Origin of the sequence: Quadrisphaera sp. DSM 44207, assembly GCF_900101335.1 — a bacterium.
Classification (GTDB): Bacteria; Actinomycetota; Actinomycetes; order Actinomycetales; family Quadrisphaeraceae; genus DSM-44207.
Window position 1 is genome coordinate 214,538 of the sequence record NZ_FNKA01000001.1, and the last position, 19,683, is coordinate 234,220.

General features: G+C 76.2%; 19 protein-coding genes. 8 read left to right on the top strand and 11 right to left on the bottom strand.

Annotation, left to right across the window (positions count from 1 at the left end):
* Positions 1-56: 56 nt before the first annotated feature.
* Complete coding sequence (locus tag BLS82_RS00950; RefSeq protein WP_092860820.1) at positions 57-857, top strand: DUF305 domain-containing protein; 801 nt, start codon at positions 57-59, stop codon at positions 855-857.
* On the opposite strand, the gene BLS82_RS00955 is transcribed toward BLS82_RS00950, so the two are convergent.
* Positions 784-3,075, bottom strand: a complete 2,292-nt coding sequence (locus BLS82_RS00955; protein ID WP_255378029.1) for a chorismate-binding protein — start codon at positions 3,073-3,075, stop codon at positions 784-786. The genes BLS82_RS00950 and BLS82_RS00955 overlap by 74 nt on opposite strands.
* Positions 3,076-3,178: 103 nt before the next feature.
* On the opposite strand from BLS82_RS00955, the gene BLS82_RS16195 reads away from it, so the two are divergent.
* Entirely contained in the window at positions 3,179-3,301 is a 123-nt protein-coding gene (locus BLS82_RS16195; RefSeq protein ID WP_255378030.1) for a hypothetical protein, read from the top strand.
* Positions 3,302-3,391: 90 nt separating this feature from the next.
* The gene (locus BLS82_RS00960; protein WP_092860822.1) at positions 3,392-4,813 is read left to right on the top strand and encodes an NADP-dependent succinic semialdehyde dehydrogenase; all 1,422 of its coding nucleotides are present in this window, start codon (positions 3,392-3,394) and stop codon (positions 4,811-4,813) included.
* A 45-nt stretch (positions 4,814-4,858) separates the two neighbouring features.
* Here BLS82_RS00960 and BLS82_RS00965 read toward each other — a convergent pair whose 3' ends face one another.
* The 5 genes from BLS82_RS00965 to BLS82_RS00985 are packed head-to-tail and all read right to left on the bottom strand — an operon-like array spanning position 4,859 to position 11,368.
* Complete coding sequence (locus BLS82_RS00965; RefSeq protein WP_092860824.1) at positions 4,859-5,776, bottom strand: cation diffusion facilitator family transporter; 918 nt, start codon at positions 5,774-5,776, stop codon at positions 4,859-4,861.
* A 53-nt stretch (positions 5,777-5,829) separates the two neighbouring features.
* Positions 5,830-7,236: an ABC transporter substrate-binding protein gene (locus BLS82_RS00970; RefSeq protein ID WP_092860826.1), complete on the bottom strand. Its 1,407-nt coding sequence runs from the start codon at positions 7,234-7,236 to the stop codon at positions 5,830-5,832.
* Between the two features lie 8 nt (positions 7,237-7,244).
* Complete coding sequence (locus tag BLS82_RS00975; protein WP_092860828.1) at positions 7,245-8,222, bottom strand: carbohydrate ABC transporter permease; 978 nt, start codon at positions 8,220-8,222, stop codon at positions 7,245-7,247.
* 10 nt (positions 8,223-8,232) lie between these two features.
* Positions 8,233-9,156, bottom strand: a complete 924-nt coding sequence (locus BLS82_RS00980) for a carbohydrate ABC transporter permease (protein ID WP_092860830.1) — start codon at positions 9,154-9,156, stop codon at positions 8,233-8,235.
* Positions 9,157-9,169: 13 nt separating this feature from the next.
* Complete coding sequence (locus tag BLS82_RS00985; protein WP_218123415.1) at positions 9,170-11,368, bottom strand: alpha-galactosidase; 2,199 nt, start codon at positions 11,366-11,368, stop codon at positions 9,170-9,172.
* 226 nt (positions 11,369-11,594) lie between these two features.
* On the opposite strand from BLS82_RS00985, the gene BLS82_RS00990 reads away from it, so the two are divergent.
* Together BLS82_RS00990 and BLS82_RS00995 are read left to right on the top strand one after the other, a co-directional pair.
* Complete coding sequence (locus BLS82_RS00990) at positions 11,595-12,764, top strand: ROK family transcriptional regulator (RefSeq protein WP_092860832.1); 1,170 nt, start codon at positions 11,595-11,597, stop codon at positions 12,762-12,764.
* Positions 12,765-12,820: 56 nt separating this feature from the next.
* Positions 12,821-14,074: an MFS transporter gene (locus BLS82_RS00995; RefSeq protein WP_218123416.1), complete on the top strand. Its 1,254-nt coding sequence runs from the start codon at positions 12,821-12,823 to the stop codon at positions 14,072-14,074.
* A 4-nt stretch (positions 14,075-14,078) separates the two neighbouring features.
* Here BLS82_RS00995 and BLS82_RS01000 read toward each other — a convergent pair whose 3' ends face one another.
* The 4 genes from BLS82_RS01000 to BLS82_RS01015 all read right to left on the bottom strand — a co-directional run bounded on the left by BLS82_RS01000 (position 14,079) and on the right by BLS82_RS01015 (position 17,562).
* A complete protein-coding gene (locus tag BLS82_RS01000; protein WP_092860834.1) occupies positions 14,079-14,591 on the bottom strand; it encodes a cupredoxin domain-containing protein in 513 nt (170 codons plus the stop codon).
* Positions 14,592-14,670: 79 nt separating this feature from the next.
* A complete protein-coding gene (locus tag BLS82_RS01005; protein ID WP_092860836.1) occupies positions 14,671-15,732 on the bottom strand; it encodes an NAD(P)-dependent alcohol dehydrogenase in 1,062 nt (353 codons plus the stop codon).
* Positions 15,733-15,763: 31 nt separating this feature from the next.
* A complete protein-coding gene (locus tag BLS82_RS01010) occupies positions 15,764-16,606 on the bottom strand; it encodes an ABC transporter permease (RefSeq protein WP_092860838.1) in 843 nt (280 codons plus the stop codon).
* A complete protein-coding gene (locus BLS82_RS01015; protein WP_176818862.1) occupies positions 16,603-17,562 on the bottom strand; it encodes an ATP-binding cassette domain-containing protein in 960 nt (319 codons plus the stop codon). Before BLS82_RS01015 ends, BLS82_RS01010 begins: the two co-directional genes overlap by 4 nt.
* Before the next feature lie 122 nt (positions 17,563-17,684).
* Here BLS82_RS01015 and BLS82_RS01020 point away from each other — a divergent pair, with 122 nt between their 5' ends.
* Positions 17,685-18,281 (top strand): TetR/AcrR family transcriptional regulator, encoded by a 597-nt coding sequence (locus BLS82_RS01020; RefSeq protein ID WP_092860840.1) that lies wholly within the window; start codon positions 17,685-17,687, stop codon positions 18,279-18,281.
* A 9-nt stretch (positions 18,282-18,290) separates the two neighbouring features.
* On the opposite strand, the gene BLS82_RS01025 is transcribed toward BLS82_RS01020, so the two are convergent.
* Positions 18,291-18,494, bottom strand: a complete 204-nt coding sequence (locus BLS82_RS01025; RefSeq protein ID WP_143028695.1) for a hypothetical protein — start codon at positions 18,492-18,494, stop codon at positions 18,291-18,293.
* Positions 18,495-18,722: 228 nt separating this feature from the next.
* Between BLS82_RS01025 and BLS82_RS01030 the strand changes: the two genes are divergently transcribed.
* Together BLS82_RS01030 and BLS82_RS01035 are read left to right on the top strand one after the other, a co-directional pair.
* The gene (locus BLS82_RS01030) at positions 18,723-18,989 is read left to right on the top strand and encodes a hypothetical protein (RefSeq protein ID WP_092860844.1); all 267 of its coding nucleotides are present in this window, start codon (positions 18,723-18,725) and stop codon (positions 18,987-18,989) included.
* A 92-nt stretch (positions 18,990-19,081) separates the two neighbouring features.
* On the top strand, positions 19,082-19,627 hold the full coding sequence (locus BLS82_RS01035) for a GNAT family N-acetyltransferase (protein ID WP_218123417.1): 546 nt from the start codon (positions 19,082-19,084) through the stop codon (positions 19,625-19,627).
* Positions 19,628-19,683: the final 56 nt, after the last annotated feature.

The window sequence follows — 19,683 nt, forward strand, 5'->3', positions numbered from 1 at the left end:
GCGGGCCTTGAGCCCGGCGCGCCCGGCCGGGCACCGGCGCGTGGGATCCTCGAGGCATGGCGGTGCAGGACGGCGTGCGCGACCCGGCGGTGCAGGACCCGGCGGTGCAGGACCCGGCGGTGCAGGACCCGGCGGTGCAGGACCCGGCGGTGCAGGACCCGGCGGTGGCCGGCTCGGCGGGCGGGCGGCGGCACCCGGCCGGGCGCTGGCGCGCGGCCGCCGTCGCGCTGGCGGTGGCGCTCGTGCTCGCGCTGGCCGCCCTGGCGGCGGTGTGGGTCTCGAGCACCCGCACCCACCCCGAGGACTCCGTCGAGGTCGGCTTCGCCCGCGACATGCACGGCCACCACGGCCAGGCGGTGACGATGAGCCTGCTCGTGCGCGAGCGCGGCAGCGACCCGCAGGTCGCGGCGTTCGCCGAGGAGGTGATCACGGGCCAGGCCGAGCAGCAGGGCGTGATGCTCGGCTGGCTGCACCGCCAGGACGTGCCGGCCACCAGCTCGCTGCCGCCCATGGCGTGGATGGAGCACGAGGCCGCCGCCGGCGGTCACGCGGCCCACGGCGGTGCGGCGGCCGGCGGCGCGATGACCGCGGAGGAGGCGCGCGAGGCGATGGGCATGGCCAGCGACGAGGAGCTCGCCGCGCTCGGCCGCGCGTCGGGCACCGAGGCCGACCTGCTGTACGTGCAGCTGATGGCACCGCACCACGAGGGCGCGCTGGAGATGGCGCAGGCGTTCCTGGCCAGCAGCGACGAGCCGCAGCTGTCGTGGCTCGCCGAGGCCGTCGTCACCGGCCAGGAGCGCGAGCTGCGGATCCTCGCCGACCTGGAGGCCGACCTGCAGCAGCGGCTGCAGGGCTGAGGACGGCGAGCAGCGGCGCCGCCTTGAGGAGGACCTCGTCGTGCTCGGCGGCGGGGTCGGAGCCGAGCACGACCGCACCGCCCGTGCCGACGCGCCAGGTGCCGCCGGCGCGCACCGCGGTGCGGATCACCACCGCGAGGTCGGCCTCGCCGCCGGGGCCGATCCAGCCGAGGGCGCCGGAGTAGACGCCCCGCGCCTCCTGCTCCAGCTGCTCGAGCACCTCGACGGCGCGCACCTTGGGCGCCCCGGTCATCGACCCGGGCGGGAAGCAGCTGTCGAGGCAGCTGAGCGCGTCCTCGCCCGCCGCGAGCCGGCCGCGCACCGTCGTCACGAGCTGGTGCACGGTGGCGTAGGAGCGCACGGCCATCAGCGCCGGCACCGCCACCGTGCCCGGCTCGCACACGCGCGCCAGGTCGTTGCGCACGAGGTCGACGACCATGAGGTTCTCCGCGCGGGCCTTGGGGTCGGCGGCCAGCGCGCGGGCGGCGGCGGCGTCCTGCGCCGGGTCCGCCAGCCGCGGCGCGGTGCCCTTGATCGGCTCGCTCTCGGCCCAGCCGTCGCCGTCCACGCGCAGGAACCGCTCCGGGGAGGAGCACAGCACCTCCACGTCGGTGCCGTCGGTGCCGTCGACGTCCCGCAGGCGCAGGTAGGCCGCGTAGGGAGCGGGGTTCGCGCGCCGCAGCCGCCGGTACCGGGCGAAGCCGTCCCCCGGGGCGCCCGAGGCCGGCACCCGCACGCCCGTGGTCAGGCAGGCCTCGTACACCTCGCCCTGGCGCAGCAGCTCCTGCACGGCCTCGACGTCGGCGGTGTAGCCGGCGCGGTCGCGCGTCCACACCGGCCGCACCGCACCGGCTCCGTCGGCTCCGTCGGCTCCGTCGGCTCCGTCGGCTCCGTCGGCTCCGTCGGCCGGGGGCGGCAGGGGCTGCAGGTCGTGCAGCGCCTCCGCGAGCGCGTCCAGCGCGGCGGCGCTGCGCGCGTCGCCCGCGGCGTCCGCGGGCTCCAGGTGCACCAGGTGCGTCTCGTCGCCTGCGTGGTCGACGAGCACCAGCCGCTGCGGCAGGACCCACGCCGCGTCGGGCGTGGCCGCCCGGTGCCGGGTGGGCCGCATGGTGCTGCTGCCGGCCTCGTACCCGTGCCAGCCGACCCAGCCGCCGGCGACGCCCAGCGGCAGGGCCGGGCCCTCCACGCGCCGGGCCCGCAGCCGCTCGCGCAGGTGCTCGAGCACGGGCACGCGCCGCTCGAGCACGGCCCCGCCCCCGCAGCGCACCCGCGTGGTGCCGCTCGCGGCGTCGAGCAGGACCACCTCGGCGAGCTCCCCCTCGGCGTCGCCCAGCACGGACACCGCGCCGCGACCCGGGTCGGTGCGGGCGCTGTCGAGCCAGAAGGCGGTCCCCGACGCCGCGAACAGGCGCGCGAAGGCCGCCTCGGCGTCCACCGCGCGCCCGAGCGCGCGGTGCGCCACCCGCAGCCGCACGGGCGCGGACGGCGGCTCACCGGCGCCCGGGCGCGCCGACCCGCGCGGCACCCGCGACCCGTCCCCGGGCCCGCCCCTCGGCCCGCTCCTCCGCCCGCCCCCGGGCCCGGGCAGGCCGGCCTCGCGCAGCACGCCGGCCAGCAGGGCCGCGCCGTGCTCGGTCGCGACGGACTCGGGGTGGAACTGCAGGCCCCACGCGGGCCGGTCGCGCACCCGCAGGGCCATGACGACGCCGTCCTCGGCCCGCGCGAGCGCCTCGAGCTCCTCCGGCAGCGGCTCCGCGACGCACAGGGAGTGGTAGCGCACGGCGGTGAACCCGTCGGGCACGCCGGCGAAGACGTCCCGGCCGCCGTGGTGGACGCGGGTGAGGTGGCCGTGGCGCGGCTGCGGCGCCGGGACGACGTCCGCGCCGGCCATCGCGGCCAGGCCCTGGTGCCCCAGGCACACGCCGAGCACGGGGACGCCGAGCTCGCGCGCGCCCTCCAGGACGGCGCGGGAGCCGGCGAAGTCCCGGTCGCGCGCCGGGTGGCCGGGCCCGGCGGAGATGACGACGAGGTCCGCGTCCCCGGCGGCCAGCAGCGGCAGGGCGCCGGCGGCCGCCTCCCGGTGGTCGACGACGCGGGGCAGGCCGCCGGTGGCGGCGGCGAGCAGGTGGCGCAGGGTCCAGGTGTAGGAGTCCTGGTTGTCGACGAGCAGCACCCGCGCGCCGGCGCCGGAGGCCCGGCGGGGGCGGCTCGCGGCCACGGCTCCTCCTGTCCGGTGAGGACGCGACGGTACCCGCCGGCCCACCTGGACCCGACATGTGGGGGTGCTGCGCGCGAGCACCACAGCATGTAGCGTCTCGATCATGACGCAGACGCCCACTCCCCCGGCCCCGCCCGCCACCGCTGCCGCCGAGGAGGACGACTGGCTCGCCAGCGCCACCGCGTGCTCGGTCGAGGCCGGCGAGGACTGCGAGGCCTGCCAGTAGCGGCCTGCCGCAGGGCCGGCCACCCGGCGCCCGTCAGGGGTTGCCCGCAGGGACCTCGCCCGCGAACGGCCCCTGTGGAAGCCTGGGGACATGGCCATCGCCACCACCAACCCCGCCACCGGGGAGACGCTGAGGACGTTCGACGCGCTGGGTGAGGAGGCGCTGGAGGACAGGCTGGCCCGCGCGGCCGCGGCGTTCGCGCGCTACCGCCTCACCGGCGTCGAGGAGCGCGCCGGCTGGCTGCGCTCGGCCGCCGACGTGCTCGAGGCGGACGCCGCGGACGTGGCCGCGCTCATGACGACCGAGATGGGCAAGACCCTCGCGGCGTCGAAGGCGGAGGTGGCCAAGTGCGCGACGGCGCTGCGCTACTACGCCGAGCACGGCCCCGCGTTCCTGGCGCCCCGCCCCGCCGACGCGGACGCCGTCGGCGCCCGGCGGGCCTACGTCGCCTACCAGCCGCTGGGCGTCGTCCTGGCGATCATGCCGTGGAACTTCCCGCTGTGGCAGGCGATGCGCTTCGCCGCCCCGGCGCTGATGGCGGGCAACGTCGGGCTGCTCAAGCACGCCAGCAACGTGCCGCAGACCGCCCTGTACATGGAGGAGCTCTTCCGGAAGGCGGGCTTCCCCGACGACGTCTTCCAGACCCTGCTGATCGGCTCCGGCGCCGTCGAGCGGGTGCTGCGCGACGACCGCGTCGTGGCGGCGACGCTGACCGGCAGCGCGCCGGCCGGGCGCTCGGTGGCCGCCGTCGCCGGGGACGCGCTGAAGAAGACGGTGCTCGAACTCGGCGGCAGCGACGCGTTCGTCGTCATGCCCTCGGCCGACCTGGAGAAGGCCGCCGCGGTCGCGACGACGGCGCGCTGCCAGAACAACGGCCAGAGCTGCATCGCCGCCAAGCGCTTCCTCGTGCACGCCGACGTGGCGGAGGAGTTCACCCGCCTGTTCGCGGAGCGGATGGGCGCCCTCGTCGTCGGCGACCCGATGGCCGAGCAGACCCAGGTCGGCCCGCTGGCCACCGAGCAGGGGCGCCAGGACGTCGAGGACTACGTCACCGACGCCGTCGACAAGGGCGCCACGGTCGTCGTCGGCGGGCAGCGCGGCGAGGGTGCGGGCTGGTACTACCAGCCGACCCTCGTCACCGGCGTCACGCCGCAGATGCGCATGCACGCGGAGGAGGTCTTCGGGCCCGTCGCCGCGCTGTACACGGTGCAGTCGCTGGAGGAGGCCGTCGCGATCGCCAACGACCACGAGTACGGGCTCGGCTCGAACCTGTGGAGCGACGACCCCGCCGAGCACGAGCGGTTCGTGCGGGACGTCGCCGCGGGCATGGCGTTCGTGAACGGCATGACCACCAGCTACCCGCAGCTGCCGTTCGGCGGCGTGAAGGCCAGCGGGTACGGCCGGGAGCTGACCGACCTCGGCATGCACGAGTTCGTCAACGTCAAGACGGTGTGGATCGGCGCGGACAGCAGCGAGCACCCCGGAGGGGACGTCAGCAGCGCCTCGGAGTGAGCCGCGCGAGCTGGGTCCGAGGCCCGGCGCCGGCGGCACCCGGCCTCAGGGGTGGTGGGCCAGCTCGTGGGCCTGGTGGCCCACCGGCTCCAGCTGGAACGTGCAGTGCTCGACGTCGAAGTGCCCCGCCAGGCACTCGGCGAGGCGGTCGAGGACCTCCCCGGAGCGGCCCGTGTCGATCCACCCGGGGTCGACGACGACGTGCGCCGACAGCACCGGCACCCCGCTGGTGATGGTCCAGGCGTGCAGGTCGTGCACGTCGAGCACTCCTGGCACCCCGCGGATGTGCTCGCGCACGTGCTCGAGGTCCACCCCGCGCGGGGTGGCCTCCAGCAGCACGTCGACGACGTCGCGCAGCAGGGACCACGCCCGCGGGAGGATCATCAGGCCGATCACCGCCGAGGCGAGCGCGTCGGCGCGCACCCACCCGGTCAGGGCGATCACGGCGCCCGCGGCGACGACGGCGAGGGACCCGACGAGGTCGCCGAGCACCTCCAGGTAGGCGCCGCGCACGTTGAGGCTCTCGCGGCGCCCGCGGCGCAGCAGGAGCAGGGACGCCGCGTTGGCCGCCGCCCCGACCAGCGCGGTGCCGATCATCAGGCCGGTGGCGACCTCGGGCTGCCCGCCCCAGCGCCGCGCGGCCTCGACGAGCACCCACACCGCGACGCCGGTGAGGACCAGCGCGTTGGCGAGCGCGGCGAGGATCTCGGCGCGCTGCAGCCCGTAGGTGCGGGCGTCGGTGGCGGGCCGCGCCGCGACGGCGGACGCGGTCAGCGCGACGCCGACCCCGACGGCGTCGGTGAGCATGTGCCCGGCGTCCGCCAGCAGCGCCAGCGACCCGGAGACCAGGCCGCCGACGACCTGGACGCCGACCACCGCCAGGGTGATCGCGAGGACGAGGACGAGGCGACCGCGGTGGCGGGAGGCCGCCGTCCCGTGGTCGTGGACGTGCCCGGCACCCACGGACGGCCTCCCTCCTCGACGCTCACCGGCACCCTAGGCGAGGGACGCCGCGCTCACTGGAAGAGGGCGTTGATCCTCTCGTTGACCTCCGTGAGCGCGGAGACGTCGCGGGTGCCGATGTACATGCCGGTCAGCGCGGGCTCCATGATCGCCGCGATGTCGGCGGGGTGCTCGGTCACCGGGAACTGCACCACGTGCTGGGCCTCGACGAGGTCGATGAACGGCGCCACGTCGACCCCCTCCTCCCGGAACGCCGCGATGGCGGCCTGCGTGCCGGCGGGGCGGGCGGGGAAGACGACGCCGTGCTCGCCGACGATGACCTGGCAGGTGTCGGAGCCGAGGAAGGAGACGAGCTCCGCCGCGGCCTGCGGCTGCTCGGTCTGGGCGCTGATGGAGTCGCCGAGGCCGTTGTACATGGACACGGGGTGGCCGACCGGGCCGGCGGGGATGCTGGCGACGCCGAGGTCCACCCCCTCCAGCGCGGCGTAGGCGCTGATGTTCCAGGACCCGTCGGCCGCGAGCGCCGCCTGGCCGGAGCCGACCTGCTGGATCGGCACCGGCGCGTCGCCCACCTGCTCGAAGGAGGGCATGAAGCCCTTCTCCACGAGGCCGAAGTACCAGCCGATGGCGGCCTGCGCCCGCGGGTCGTCGTAGTGGTACTCCTCGCCCCAGACGGCGGCGTCGGTGTACTGCCACCCGGTGGCGGCGGCGAGCCAGGACCACTGCGTCTGGCCGTGGTTGTCCCCGCCGGCCCCGGCGGAGGCCAGGCCGTAGGTGACGACGCTCCCCGGGTCGAAGCCGGGCTCGTCGCCGCGCACGCCGCTGGCGTCGACGGACAGGTGCGCGAGCACGTCCTCGAAGGTGCCGCCGTCCTCGGGGTTCCAGGTCAGCCCCTGCAGGTCCTCGGGCGTCATGCCGGCCTCGGCCAGGGCGCCGGCGTCGTAGAAGAGGGCGACGGTGTCGAAGTCCTTCGGCATGCCGTACTGCTCGCCGTCCTGCCCCGTCCACAGCTCGGCGAGCCCCTCCTGGAACGCCGACCCGTCGAAGTCGCTCGTGGCCTCCAGGGAGCCGAAGGGCAGCAGGACGTCGCGGGTGACGTACCCGGGGTACCTCGTCAGGTGGTTGGTGAACACGTCGGGCCCGGCGCCGGCGACGAGGGCGGCCGTCAGCTTCGTCCAGTAGTCCCCCCACCCGTACTGGGTGATCCGGACGTCGACGTCGGGGTGCTCGGCCTCGAAGACGTCGATGCACTCCTCGTAGGCGGGCAGCTGCAGCGAGTCCCACAGCCAGTAGTCCAGCGTGGCGCCGGTGCCGGCCGGGGTCGGGCCGCCGCAGCCCGTGAGCCCCAGCGCCGCGGCGGCCAGCGCCGAGCCGCTCGCCCGCAGCCCGCGCCGGCCGCGGCGGCTGCGGCAGCTGCGCGCGGTCGGCGTGGTCGGGTCCTCGTGCGTGCCGTTGCTCATGGCGGACCTCACTTGATGCCGCTGAAGCCGATGGAGTTGACGATCCGCCTCGCGAAGCACGCGAAGAGCACGATCATCGGGAGGGCGGCGATCAGGGTCGCCGCCATCAGGCCGGCCCAGTCGGGCCCGGTCGAGGGGGTCTGGGCGCGGAACGAGCCGAGGGCGACGGTCAGGACCCGCGACTCGTCCGTGTAGGAGACCATCAGCGGCCAGAAGTAGTCGTTCCACGCCGTGATGTAGGTCAGGATCGCGATGGTGGCGATCGGGGCGGCCGTCATCGGGATGATGAGGTTGAAGAAGACCCGCACCTTGCTCGCCCCGTCGACCAGGGCCGCCTCCTCGACCTCCACCGGCACGTTGAGGAAGAACTGCCGCAGGAAGAAGATCGCGAACGGCGCCATGAACAGCGACGGCAGCATGATGCCGAGCAGGGTGTCCACGAGCCCCAGCTGCCGCACGAGCAGGAAGTTCGGCAGCAGCGTGAAGATCAGCGGCACCATGAGGGAGAGCAGGAAGGCGCCGAAGACGACGTTCCTGCCCCGCCACCGCAGCCGGGAGAAGGCGTAGGCGGCCATGGCGGAGAAGAACACCTGGAACACGGTGATCCCGGTGGCGACGACCACGGAGTTGCCGAGGTAGCGCCAGAAGTCCAGGTCCGCGCCCGAACCGCCCTGGGCGATCGCCTCGTCCGTGGGCTGCAGCCCCAGCACCCGCTCGAACCCGCCCCAGCTGGGGGCGGCGGGCAGCAGCGAGGTCGACTCGGAGTACAGCGCGCTGTTGCTCGACAGCGCGGTGCGCAGCATCCAGTAGAACGGGAACATCGTGACGACCAGGAGGGCGACCATCACGGTCCAGGCGAGCACGCGCCCGGCGGTGGGTCGGGACCGCGGGCGCGGGCCGGGGTGCGGCCCGCTGCGCGGGTCGACGGCTCCTCGCCGGGCCGTCTGCCCGGCGCCGAGGCCCGTGGCCGGCTGCAGCTGCGTCATGTCGGGCTCCTCAGTCGAGGTCGGTCTGGCCGGCGCGGGTGACGCGGTACTGGAGGACGGTGACGACCATGAGGATGGCGAGCATCGCCACGCTCAGGGCCGCGGCGTAGCCGAAGTCGAACTGCGCGAAGGCGTTGTCGTAGATGTAGACCTGCAGCACCCGGCTCGCGTCGACCGGCCCGCCGCCGGTCGTGACCGACACGGTGTCGAAGACCTGGAAGGAGCCGATCACCGAGATGATGAGCACCAGGCCGAGGACGGGGCGCAGCAGCGGCAGGGTGATGGAGGAGAACTGGCGCAGCTCCGAGGCGCCGTCGACCCGGGCGGCCTCGTAGACGGTGGGCGAGATGGCCTGCAGCCCCGCGAAGATCAGCAGGGCCGTGTAGCCCATGTGCCGCCACACGTTGACCAGCGCGATCGTGGGGATCGCCCAGGTGTCGGTGGTGAAGAAGCCGATCCGCTCCAGCCCGAGCCGCTCGAGGACCTGGTTGCCGATGCCGAGCTGGAAGTCGAGGATCCACAGGAAGATCAAGGCGGCGACGACGTTGGAGACGAGGTAGGGGGCCAGCACCATCGCCCGCACCCACGTCGAGCGGGTGAGCCGCTGCATCAGGACGGCGATGACGAGGGCGGCGACCGTCTGGACGCCGATGTTGAGGACGACGTAGGACAGCGTGACCCTCACGGCGTTCCAGAACACCGGGTCCTGGACCATCCGCTGGTAGTTCTCCAGGCCGATGAACCGGCTGGGCGTGAGCACGTCCCAGGAGGTGAAGCTGAGCCAGATGCCGCGCACCAGCGGCCAGAAGTAGAACGCGACCAGCCCGACGGTGGCGGGCAGGATGAACAGCAGCGCGAGCCCGGTGTCGTCGGGTCGCCTGCGCCTGGCCCGGGCCCGCGCTGCGGGCCCGGCGGCGGTGGTGGGGACAGCCATCTCGACTCCTCGGTCACTCGGCGGTGGCGTCCAGCAGGAACAGGTGGTCGGGGTGCAGGGCGGGCGCCTGCAGCCCGGCCAGGGACAGCGCCGCGCCGGGCAGCACGACGCCGTCGCCGTCCAGCCACCGCACCGGCGCGCCGTGGACGCCGGGCGGGGAGTCCCCCGGCGGCAGGGGGCGCACCCGGTAGCGGCGCTGCGGGTCCAGCCCGGGCAGGCGCACGCGCCCGGGCGGGGAGACCTCGCTCGTGGCGGTGGCCACCAGCGCGAACACGGCGCGCGCGGCGTCCGCGGCCACGACGCCGTGCACCAGCAGGGCGGGGTCGGGGTGGTCCCCGCGCACCACGCGCCCGCTGTGCAGCAGGCCGCGCAGTTCCTTGTACAGCGCGACCCACCGGGCCAGCTCCGCGCGCTCCTCCTCGGTGGCGGCCAGCAGGTCCCACTCGATGCCGAAGTGGCCGAACAGGGCCGTGCCGGCGCGGAAGGACAGGTCGTGCACCCGGGAGGTGGTGTGGGAGCGCCCCGCCCCGACGTGGGAGCCGACGAGCTCCGGGGGAAGGAGCAGGCCGGTCCAGCGCTGGATGCCCTGCCGCTCGAGAGCGTCGATGCAGTCGGACGCCCAGACCCGGTCGGTGCGCTGCAGGATGCCCAGGTCCACCCGGGCGCCACCGGAGGAGCACGACTCGATCTCCAGGTGCGGGTGGCGGGCGCGCAGCTCGTCCACCAGCCGGTAGACGGCGAGGGTCTGGGCGTGCACCCCGGGCGCCCCGGTGGGCCAGTGACCGGCCTCGGTGAGGTCGCGGTTGTGGTCCCACTTGAGGTAGTCGATGCGGTGCTCGGCGACCAGGGCGCTGATCCGCTCCAGGACGTGCTCGTAGGCGCCGGGGTGGCCGAGGTCGAGCACCTGCTGGTGGCGCACGAGCAGCGGCTGGCGCTCCCCGGGGGCCATCACCCACTCGGGGTGGGCGCGCGCCAGGTCGGAGTCGGGGTTGACCATCTCCGGCTCGATCCACAGCCCGAACTGCATGCCCAGGCCGCGCACGTGCTGCACCAGCGGGTGCAGGCCCTGCGGCCAGACGTCCTCGTCCACGTACCAGTCGCCCAGGCCGGCGCGGTCGTCGCGGCGGTGGCGGAACCAGCCGTCGTCGAGCACGAACCGCTCGGCGCCGACCTGCGCCGCGGCGTCCGCGAGGGCGGTCAGGCGGCCCAGGTCGTGGTCGAAGTACACCGCCTCCCAGGTGTTGGCGATGACCGGCCGGGGGCTGCGCGGGTGGCCCGGGCGGGCCCGCATCCAGTCGTGGAAGCGGGCGGAGACCTCGTCCAGACCGTGGCCGCAGGAGCCGTACAGCCATGGGGTCTCGTAGGCCTCTCCCGGCTGCAGGCGCACCTCCCCGGGCAGGAGGAGCTCGCCGCCGCCGAGCACGGCCTCGCCGGAGGGCAGCCGCTCGGCGTAGGTGCGGTGGTTCCCGCTCCACCCCACGTGCACGCCCCACACCTCGCCGGCGCGGAAGCCCGCGCCCGGCTCGCAGGCGGCCAGGACGAGGGTCGCGTCGGCGCCGGTGCGGCCGCGGCGGTTGTCGCGCACGCGGGAGCCGATGGTGAAGGCGGTGCGCTGCGGGGAGCGCTCGCGCCCCCAGCGGCCGGTGAGGTCGAGCAGCTGCGCGGCCTCGGCCGGCACCGGCAGCGCCAGCACCAGCCCGTCGAGGCGGTAGGGCGCCTGCGGGGCGGTGTTGCGCACCGCGGCGCGCGCCCGCACCAGCCCGCTCGGGGTCAGCTCCACCCGCAGCTCCAGGGCCAGCCCGGCGGCCGGGTCGGCGGCGCGGACGACGACCAGCCCGCCGCGCCCGTCCTCGCGGCCCACCTCGACCTCCTCCACCGCGAGGTCCGGGGACCAGTCGCTGCCGTCGGCGCGCGAGCCGCGCAGGCCCGGCAGCCCCATCCAGCCCGAGGCGGCGGCGGGCACCAGGGACACCAGGGCCGGGACGTCGGGCGCGCTCGGCACCGAGGGGGGCAGCGCGGCCGCGGCCAGCGCCCGCAGGCCCTCGCCGTCCAGCGGCCCGAGGGCGGCGCCCCAGTGGAGGACGGCGGGCAGGGCGGGTCCCCGGCAGTCCAGCACCAGGCTGACGCCGGCGGCCGAGAGGTGCACGAGGCGCTCGGACGGGTCCGCGTCGGGCACCCGCTCGGGGCCGGTCAGGGGTTGCAGCGCTGTCACGTCGGGACCTCTCCGTCGTCCGCGAGGGTCGACGCGATCCGCCGGACGCCCTCGTCCTGGGCCGTAACTTTTGCAGTACAAGTAAGTGGCGTCAAGGGGTCGGGTCTGCTCGAGTCCTGGCGCCGATGCACGGTCCCATCGTCGATGGAGAGCTAGTGCTCGGGCCCTCGAGGACCTACTTTGTTCTCGTGCGCAAGGATGCGCGGGCGGGGGCTAGGGTCCGGCCGTGACCACGGCCTGGGCGGAGCGCCCGCAGTCCTCCCGCGCCGTCGCCGTGGAGGTGCTGCGGCACGGCCCGCTCTCGCGCGTGGAGCTGGCGCGCCGGCTGGCGCTCTCGCAGGGCACGCTGACCCGCCTGACGCGCCCGCTGCTCGACGAGGGCCTGCTCGTCGAGGCGCCGGACGCCGCCCGCGCAGGGGCCGAGAGCCCCGAGGAGCCCCGGCTGGGCCGTCCCGCGCAGCCGCTGGCCATCGCCGCGGACGCCCACCACTTCGTCGGCGTGAAGCTGACCGGCTCCAGCGCTCACGCGGTGCTGACCGACCTCGGCGCCGACGTGCTCGCCGGCGCCGTCGCCCCCCTGCCCAGCACCGAGCCGGCCGCGGTCGTCGACGCGGTGGCCGCCCTCGTCGGCGAGCTGGTCGGCGGCGGCCGCCGGCCGACCGCGCTCGGCGTCAGCGTGGGCGGGCACGCCGCGGACCACCGGCGCGTGACGAGCGCCCCGTTCCTGCACTGGTCCGACGTCTCGCTCGCCGAGCTGCTCGAGGACAGGACGGGCCTGCCCACGACGGTGGAGAACGACGTCCTCGCCCTGACGGAGGCCGAGCACTGGTTCGGCGCCGCGCGCGGCTGCACCCGGTTCGCGCTGGTGACGATCGGCGCGGGGGTCGGCTACGGCCACGTCGTGCACGACCGGCTCGTCTCCTCCCCCGACGCCGGGTTCGGCCTGGTCGGCCACTGGCCGCTGGAGGTGCCCTCCTCGCCGTGCCCGCGCGGGCACCGCGGGTGCGCCGCGAGCGTGCTGACCATCCCGGCGATCACCGAGGCGGCGTCCGCGGCGGTGGGCCGGCCGCTGGCGTTCGACGAGGTCGTCGACCTGGCGCTGGCCGGCGACCCCGGGGCCGGGCGGGTGGTCGCGGACGCCGCGCGCGGCACGGGCCGCCTGCTGGCCGCCGTCGCCAACCTGACCATGCCGGAGAAGATCGTCCTCACCGGCGACGGCGTGCGCCTGGCGCTGGAGCTCGCCCCGCAGGTGCGCGCCGGCCTGGACGCCGACCGCGACCCCCGGGCGGCGCCGGTCGCGCTGGACGTGCAGGACTTCGACTTCGCGGAGTGGGCGCGCGGCGCGGCGGTGGTCGCGCTGCAGCGCTTCGTGCGCGGCCGGCCGGCGCCGAGGTGACGCCCAGGTGACGCCCAGCCCCGCCCGCCGGCCGGGGCGTGCCAGGATCGACGGCCGTGCCCCGCCGACCACGCTCCGCCGCGGGCGCACCGGCCATGCCCCGCGAGGTGCGCGTCCTCGCCGTCGTCGCCTTCGTGGTCGCCCTCGGCTTCGGCATCGTCGCCCCCGCCATCCCGCTGTTCGCCCGCTCCTACGGCGTGGGGACGACGGCGGTCGGGCTGGCGGTCAGCGCCTTCGCCTTCTTCCGGTTCGTCTCCGCGTTCGCGGGCGGGTCGCTGGTCGAGCGCTTCGGCGAGCGCACCGTGCTCGCCGCGGGCCTGCTCGTCGTCGCGGTCACCACCGGCGCGGCCGGGCTGGCGACGTCCTTCCCGCTGTTCCTGGCGCTGCGCGCGGCGGGCGGCCTGGGCAGCGCGATGTTCACCGTCTCGGCGCTGTCGCTGCTGCTGCGGGTCGCCCCGGCCACGCACCGCGGCCGCGCCTCCGCGACCTACCAGGGCGGCTTCATCCTCGGCGGCATCGCCGGCCCGGCCGCGGGCGGCTTCCTCACGGAGGCCTCCCCGCGGCTGCCCTTCCTCGTCTACGCGGTGACGCTGCTGGTCGCGGGCGCGGTCGCGCTGGTGCGGCTGCGCGCGGTGCCGCCACCCGCCGGGGCGGCCGCGCCCGGCTCCCCCGACCCGGCCAGCTCCCCGGCGGCCGGCCCCGCCGCGGACGCCGCCGCCACGGGGCTGGCCGCCGCGCTGCGCTCCCGCGCGTACCTGGCGGCGCTGGTGGCCAACCTCGGCGTCGGCTGGGTGCTGTTCGGGGTGCGCAACTCCCTGGTGCCGCTGTACGCGGTCGAGGAGCTCGGCCGCACCGCCGCCTGGGCCGGGGCCGGCCTGCTCGCCGGGTCGGTGGCGCAGGCGCTCGGGCTGCTGCGCGCCGGCCGCCTCGTCGACACCTGGGGACGGCGCCCCTCGCTCGTCCTCGGCGCCGCGCTCGCGACCGCCTCCCTCGCCGTCCTCGTGCTGCCCCCGGCGACGTGGGCGTTCCTCGGCTCGATGGCGGCGTTCGGGCTGGCGGCGTCCCTGCTCGCGAGCGCGCCGGCGTCCATCGTGGGGGACGTGGACCCGGCCCGCGGCGGGCGCACCGTCGCGGTGTTCCAGATGGCCGCGGACGCCGGGGCGATCGCCGGGCCGCTCGTGGCCGGGTGGCTCGCCGACGCCGTCTCCTACCAGGCGGCCTTCGCCGCCAGCACCGGCGTGCTGGCGCTCGGCCTGCTCGCGGCCCTGGCGGTGCCCCGCGGCGTCCCGTCGCGACCGGCGGTCGGGTGAGCGCTCAGGTGACCGTCACGGAACCCACCATGCTCGGGTGCGGGTCGCACACGAACGTGTACTCCCCCGGCCGCAGCGTCACGTCCCACGTGACCTCAGTGGTCTCCCGCACGCTGGTCGTCTCGTCCACGCCCGGGCCGGTGAGGTGGAAGTTGTGCGTCCTCGACGGGTCGGTGACCCGGACCTGGTAGTCGCCGGCCGGCAGGGACGTCACGGGCTCGCCCGAGCCGTCCAGCAGCGTGATCGTGTACGCCTCCGGGTCCCCCTCCTCCCCGACCACGCCGGTGAGCACCGAGGCGCCCGCACCGGCCGCCGGCGCCTGCGACGAGGACGTCCCCGAGGAGGACGCCGAGGTCTGCTCGGGGGTCTGCTCGGGGGTCTGCGCAGCGGTCTGCTCGGGGGTCTGCGCGGGGGCCTCGGCCGACGCGGTGCTCGTCGGGGCCGGTTCTTCCCCGGCGCACGCGGTGCTCAGGCAGACCAGGGCGGCGACGGCGGCCACGGCGGCGGGGGTCCTCATGCGGCGTCCTTCCGGCGGGGGTGTCCAGCGGAGTCTGGGCCCGCGCGGGTCCTCCCGCCAGGGGGCGGCCCTCGCGTGCTCAGCCCCGCGCCTGCTGGGCGTCCTGCCCGCCCTGCGCGGTCTCCGCGCCCTGCCCGTCCTGGCCGTCCTGATCGCTCGGCAGGGTCAGCACGACCTTGCCGGTGGCGCGGGTCTGCGCCCACCGGTGCGCCTCCGCGACCTGCGCGAGGGGGAAGGCGCGGTCCACCGGCACGCGCAGCCGCCCGCCGTCGACGAGCGCGACCAGGCGGGTGAGGTCCTGCGAGCGCGCCTGCGTCCTGACCGTCGCGAAGCGCGCGCCGCTGCCGCCGCCGCGCCGCGCGATGCGCCGCCCGGGGCGCCGCAGGAGGTCCAGGCCCGCCGAGCGCGCGGCGTCCAGCGACAGCGGCTTGGTGGAGACCAGCACGCCGCCGTCCCGCAGCGAGCCGCGTACGGCGCCGAAGCGGAGCACGGCGGGGGTGTCGACGACGACGTCCCAGCGCTCGCCACCGGCGAACGGGTCCTCGCGGTGCCGGTCGAGCACCTCGTCGGCGCCCAGGCCGGTGACGAAGGGGACGGCGGCGGTGCTGGTCAGAGCGGTCACGTGCGCGCCGGCGAGCTTCGCGAGCAGCACCGCGAAGGCCCCGATCCCTCCGGAGGCGCCGACGACGAGGACGCGGGCGCCCGGGCGCGCGTCCAGCGCCGCCCGCCCGTGCAGGGCCTGCAGCGCGGTCAGGCCGGCCAGCGGCAGCGCGCCGGCGACCTCCAGGGACACCCACGCCGGCGCCCGCGCGGCGCGGCCCTGGCGCAGCAGGACCCGCTCGGCGTGGGCGCCGCCGCCGTGCCCGAGCAGCGAGACCACCCGATCCCCCGGCGCGAAGGCGGTCACGGCCGGCCCGCACCGCAGCACCTCCCCGGCGACGTCGAAGCCGAGGACCAGGGGCAGGCGGCCCGCGGTGGCGATGCGCGGCTCCCCGCGCCGCAGCAGCAGGTCGGTGCCGTTGATGCTGGACGCCGCGACCTGCACGAGCAGCTCGTCGCCGACCGGCTCGCGCGGGTCGGGGACCTCCTCGACGACGATGCCGGAGGGGTCTCCGAGGGAGTGCAGGCGGGCGGCGAGCACGGGCGGTCCTTCCGGCGGGCGTGCGGAGCGGTCAGAGGCGCTGGTAGCGGCGGATCGCCAGGGGCGCGAACACGGCCACCACCACGACGCTGGCGAGCGCGGCCCAGGCGAGGTCGGGCATGAGCTCGAAGGGCTCGCCGAGGGCGAGCGCGCGCACCGCGCCGGTGACGAGGCTGATGGGGTTGACCTGCACGAACGCCTGCAGCCACCCCGGCATGGTCTCCACCGGCACGAAGATCGAGGAGGCGAAGACGAGGGGGAAGACGAGCGGGAAGGACGCGGCCTGCACCGCCTCCGGCGTGCGCAGCGCCAGGCCCAGAAAGGCGCCGACCCAGGAGAAGGCGAACCCCCACAGCAGCAGCACGAGCACCGCGAGGACGGCGCCGAGGACGCCGTTGGTGAACTCGAAGCCGACGAGGTACCCGACGGCGACCATCACGGCGACCACGCCGGCGTTGCGCACGAGGTCGGCGCACACCCGCCCGGCGAGCACCGCACCGCGCGTGATCGGCATGGACTTCAGGCGGTCGATGACGCCCTTGGAGGCGTCCTCGGACAGCCCGACGCCCGTCTGGACGGCGCCGATGGTGATCGTCTGCACGAAGATGCCGGTGAGCAGGAAGTCCACGTAGTCCACCGGGCCGGGCCCGGCGATCGCGCCGCCGAAGACGTACCGGAACAGCAGGATGAAGATCACCGGCTGCACGAGCGCGAAGACCAGCAGCTGCGGCTGGCGCGCGGACGTGCGCAGGTTGCGCCGCGTCATGGCCCAGGTGTCGCGCAGCGCCCAGAGCGACCCGGAGCCGCGGACCTCCCCGGCCGGCGCCTGCAGCGACGCGCTGGCGGGCTCGTGCCGCGGTGTGGTCGCGGTCATCGCGCGGCCACCTCCTCCTGCGCCCGGCCGGTCAGGGAGAGGAAGACGTCGTCCAGCGTGGGACGGCGCAGCCCGACCTCGACCACGGCGACGCCGGCGCCGTTCAGCGCCGCGGCCGCCCGGACGACGAAGGGCCCGCCGTCCGGGGCCGGCAGCGTCAGGGAGCCCTCGTCGTCGGTGCTGATCTCGTCGGGCGGCACGAGCGCCGCGAGCGCACGCCGCGCCCGGGCGGCGTCCTCGCGCGCGACGCGGACCTCCAGCACCTGGCCGCCGACGCGGGTCTTCAGGTCGTCCGAGGTGCCCTCGGCGATCACCCGGCCGTGGTCGACGACGGCGATCCGGTCGGCGAGGCGGTCCGCCTCCTCCAGGTACTGCGTGGTCAGCAGCAGCGTCGTGCCGCCGCGCACGAGGTCCTCGATCACGTCCCACAGCGCGAGGCGGCTGCGCGGGTCCAGGCCCGTCGTCGGCTCGTCGAGGAAGAGCACCGCGGGCTCGTGCACGAGGCTGGCCGCCAGGTCCAGGCGCCGGCGCATGCCGCCGGAGTACCCGCGCACGACGCGGTCGGCCGCGTCGACGAGGTCGAAGCGCTCCAGCAGCGCGTCGGCGCGCGCCGCGGCCCTGCGGCGCAGCCGGTACAGCTGGCCGAACAGGAGCAGGTTCTCCCGCCCCGTCAGGTTCTCGTCGAGCGCGGCGTACTGGCCGGCCAGGCCGATGCGCTGGCGCACGCGGCGAGGGTCGGCGACGACGTCGGTGCCGAGCACCTGCGCGCGCCCGGAGTCCGGGCGCAGCAGCGTGGTCAGCACCCGCACCGACGTGGTCTTGCCCGCGCCGTTCGGGCCCAGCAGCCCGAGCACCGTGCCCGGGGCGACGGCGAAGGACACCCCGTCCAGGGCGCGCGTGCGACCGAAGCTGACCACCACGTCCTCGACGAGGACCGCCGCGTCCGCTCTACCCACCATCATCCCGCCCGGAGATCGACACCCCGGCAGGAGCACCGGACCACCCGATACGGTACGGGACGGTCCTGTTTCGTTCTCGTCGGGGACATGACGGGCCCGGACGGGAGGGAGGAGCCGCCATGACCGCCGGTGCGCACGCCGGGGACGAGCACGCCGGCGACCCGCGCGTGCTCCGCAGCCGCGCCGCCGTCCTGGACGCCGCGACCGAGCTGCTCCTGCAGCGCGGCCTCGAGGGCGTCACCGTCGACGCCGTGCTGGCGCGCTCGGGGGTGGCCCGCTCGACCCTGTACCGGCACTGGAGCGGGCGGGCGGACCTGCTCGAGGACGTCCTGCGGCGCCTCGTGCCCGCGCCCACCCCGCCCCCGCCGCCGGGGCCGCTGCGCGAGCGGCTGGCCGCCATCGCCCTGGGGGTGGCCCGCGACATGCGCGAGCAGGAGGCGGCGCCGACGATCGTCACGCTGCTGCACGCCGCCCGCGTCGACCCGGAGCTGGCCGAGTTCAGCGACGCCTTCACCGCCGAGCAGCACGCTCCCCTGCGGGCGGTGCTCGCCGACGCGCGGGCCGCCGGTCAGCTGCGCGACGACGTCCCGGACGACGACGTCGCGGGCCTGCTCATCGGGCCGCTGTTCCTGCGCGCGGTCGTGGTGCGCGACCCCGTCAACGACGCCTGGGTGCGCGGGCACGCCGAGCGGGTCCACCGCGCCGTCGCCCCCTGAGGCCCTGGATCACGTCGCGGGAGCCGCCGGACCCGCCTCGTCCGCCGAGCGGCTCCTGTCGTGCCTCGTCCGGACCAGGCCGCCGATCCGCGTGAGGAGCGGCGCGCCGATCACCATGCTGGTCCCCAGCAGGATCGCACCGATCGGCCACAGGCCCGAGCTGTCGTGACCGCTGGCCTGCCGGGCCCATGCCGCTGTGAAGACGATCGGCATCGGGGTCGACGCGAGGGCCGCCCGCCTGCACCACCCCGCGGGCAGCGCTGCGGCGGCCAGGGTGACGGAGCAGCGCGTCCTCGTGCAGGGGACCACCTCGCTGCAGCGTGTGCGCTCGCGCTGCGCCGGGCCGGGATCTGCGTCGAGGTCTCCTGCGCCGATGCCTCCTGCGCTGACGCCTCCCGCGCTGACGCCTCCCGCGCCGCCCTGGAGGCGCACGGGTTCTTCATGTGCACCGTCGACCTGGAGGACGAGCTCGTTCGAGCGCTCGGGGTCGGGACGGTCGAGCGGGTCATCGAGGCCCAGGGCGAGCTCGGCTCGCTGCGGATCCTGCAGCGCCAGCCCGCCCAGCGAGCCCGCTCCGCACCGGAGCAGCTGCGCCGGTTCATCGGCGGCCGGTCCGGCGACGAGCACCGGTACGCGCGCCTGCTGACCGACGCCCTGGACCTGGACCGGGCGCCGCGGCCCCTGGACGGCGTCCTCGCCCGCCTGTGATCCACGGCCGCCTCTCCCTGTCCAGGCCACCGGCGCGGACACGCACGACGCGCTGCCGTCGGGATCGGCGGGCACCACGTGACCCCCGCGTCGTGGTGCTGGGCACGATCGAGGTCGTGACGAGCGATGCCTCCTCGGGGCGGTGCCCGCTGGTGCGACGCGCCCGCGCCGACGACGCCGCCGCGCTGGTGCGCCTGCGCGCGGTGATGTTCGAGGACATGGGGGTGCCGGTGGGCACCACGGACGCCCCGTGGCGCGGCGCCGCCGAAGCCTGGTTCCGAGGCAACCTGCAGCGACCGGATCACTTCGCCGCCTTCGTCGTGGAGGACCCGGTCACGGGCGCGGTCAGCGCCGCCTGCGGCATCTGCGACGCTCGGGCGCCCGGCCCGCGAGGGCTCAGCGGCGTGCGCGGCCACGTCTTCAGCGTCGCGACCGAGCCGGAGCACCGCAGGCGAGGGCACGCCCGGGCCTGCCTCACCGCGCTGCTCAGCTGGTTCCACGACGACACCGCCGCCGAGGCCGTCGAGCTCGCCGCGACCCCTGACGGCGCGCAGCTCTACACCGCTCTCGGCTTCCGCGAGCACGGCCACCCGACGATGCGCCTGGGGCTCCACACCACGACCGAGGTGCTCCTGTGAGGCGCGCGTCACCCACAGGGGTTCCGCGATCCGACGGGCGCACCGGGGACGGGCCA

Bases quoted from the DNA above. Each gene is read 5' to 3' on its own strand.
- BLS82_RS00950 (WP_092860820.1), top strand. From the start codon at position 57: ATGGCGGTGCAGGACGGCGTGCGCGACCCGGCGGTGCAGGACCCGGCG.
- BLS82_RS16195 (WP_255378030.1), top strand. From the start codon at position 3,179: ATGACGCAGACGCCCACTCCCCCGGCCCCGCCCGCCACCGCTGCCGCC.
- BLS82_RS00960 (WP_092860822.1), top strand. From the start codon at position 3,392: ATGGCCATCGCCACCACCAACCCCGCCACCGGGGAGACGCTGAGGACG.
- BLS82_RS00970 (WP_092860826.1), bottom strand. From the start codon at position 7,236: ATGAGCAACGGCACGCACGAGGACCCGACCACGCCGACCGCGCGCAGC.
- BLS82_RS00975 (WP_092860828.1), bottom strand. From the start codon at position 8,222: ATGACGCAGCTGCAGCCGGCCACGGGCCTCGGCGCCGGGCAGACGGCC.
- BLS82_RS00980 (WP_092860830.1), bottom strand. From the start codon at position 9,156: ATGGCTGTCCCCACCACCGCCGCCGGGCCCGCAGCGCGGGCCCGGGCC.
- BLS82_RS01000 (WP_092860834.1), bottom strand. From the start codon at position 14,591: ATGAGGACCCCCGCCGCCGTGGCCGCCGTCGCCGCCCTGGTCTGCCTG.
- BLS82_RS01010 (WP_092860838.1), bottom strand. From the start codon at position 16,606: ATGACCGCGACCACACCGCGGCACGAGCCCGCCAGCGCGTCGCTGCAG.
- BLS82_RS01020 (WP_092860840.1), top strand. From the start codon at position 17,685: ATGACCGCCGGTGCGCACGCCGGGGACGAGCACGCCGGCGACCCGCGC.
- BLS82_RS01025 (WP_143028695.1), bottom strand. From the start codon at position 18,494: ATGCCGATCGTCTTCACAGCGGCATGGGCCCGGCAGGCCAGCGGTCAC.
- BLS82_RS01030 (WP_092860844.1), top strand. From the start codon at position 18,723: ATGTGCACCGTCGACCTGGAGGACGAGCTCGTTCGAGCGCTCGGGGTC.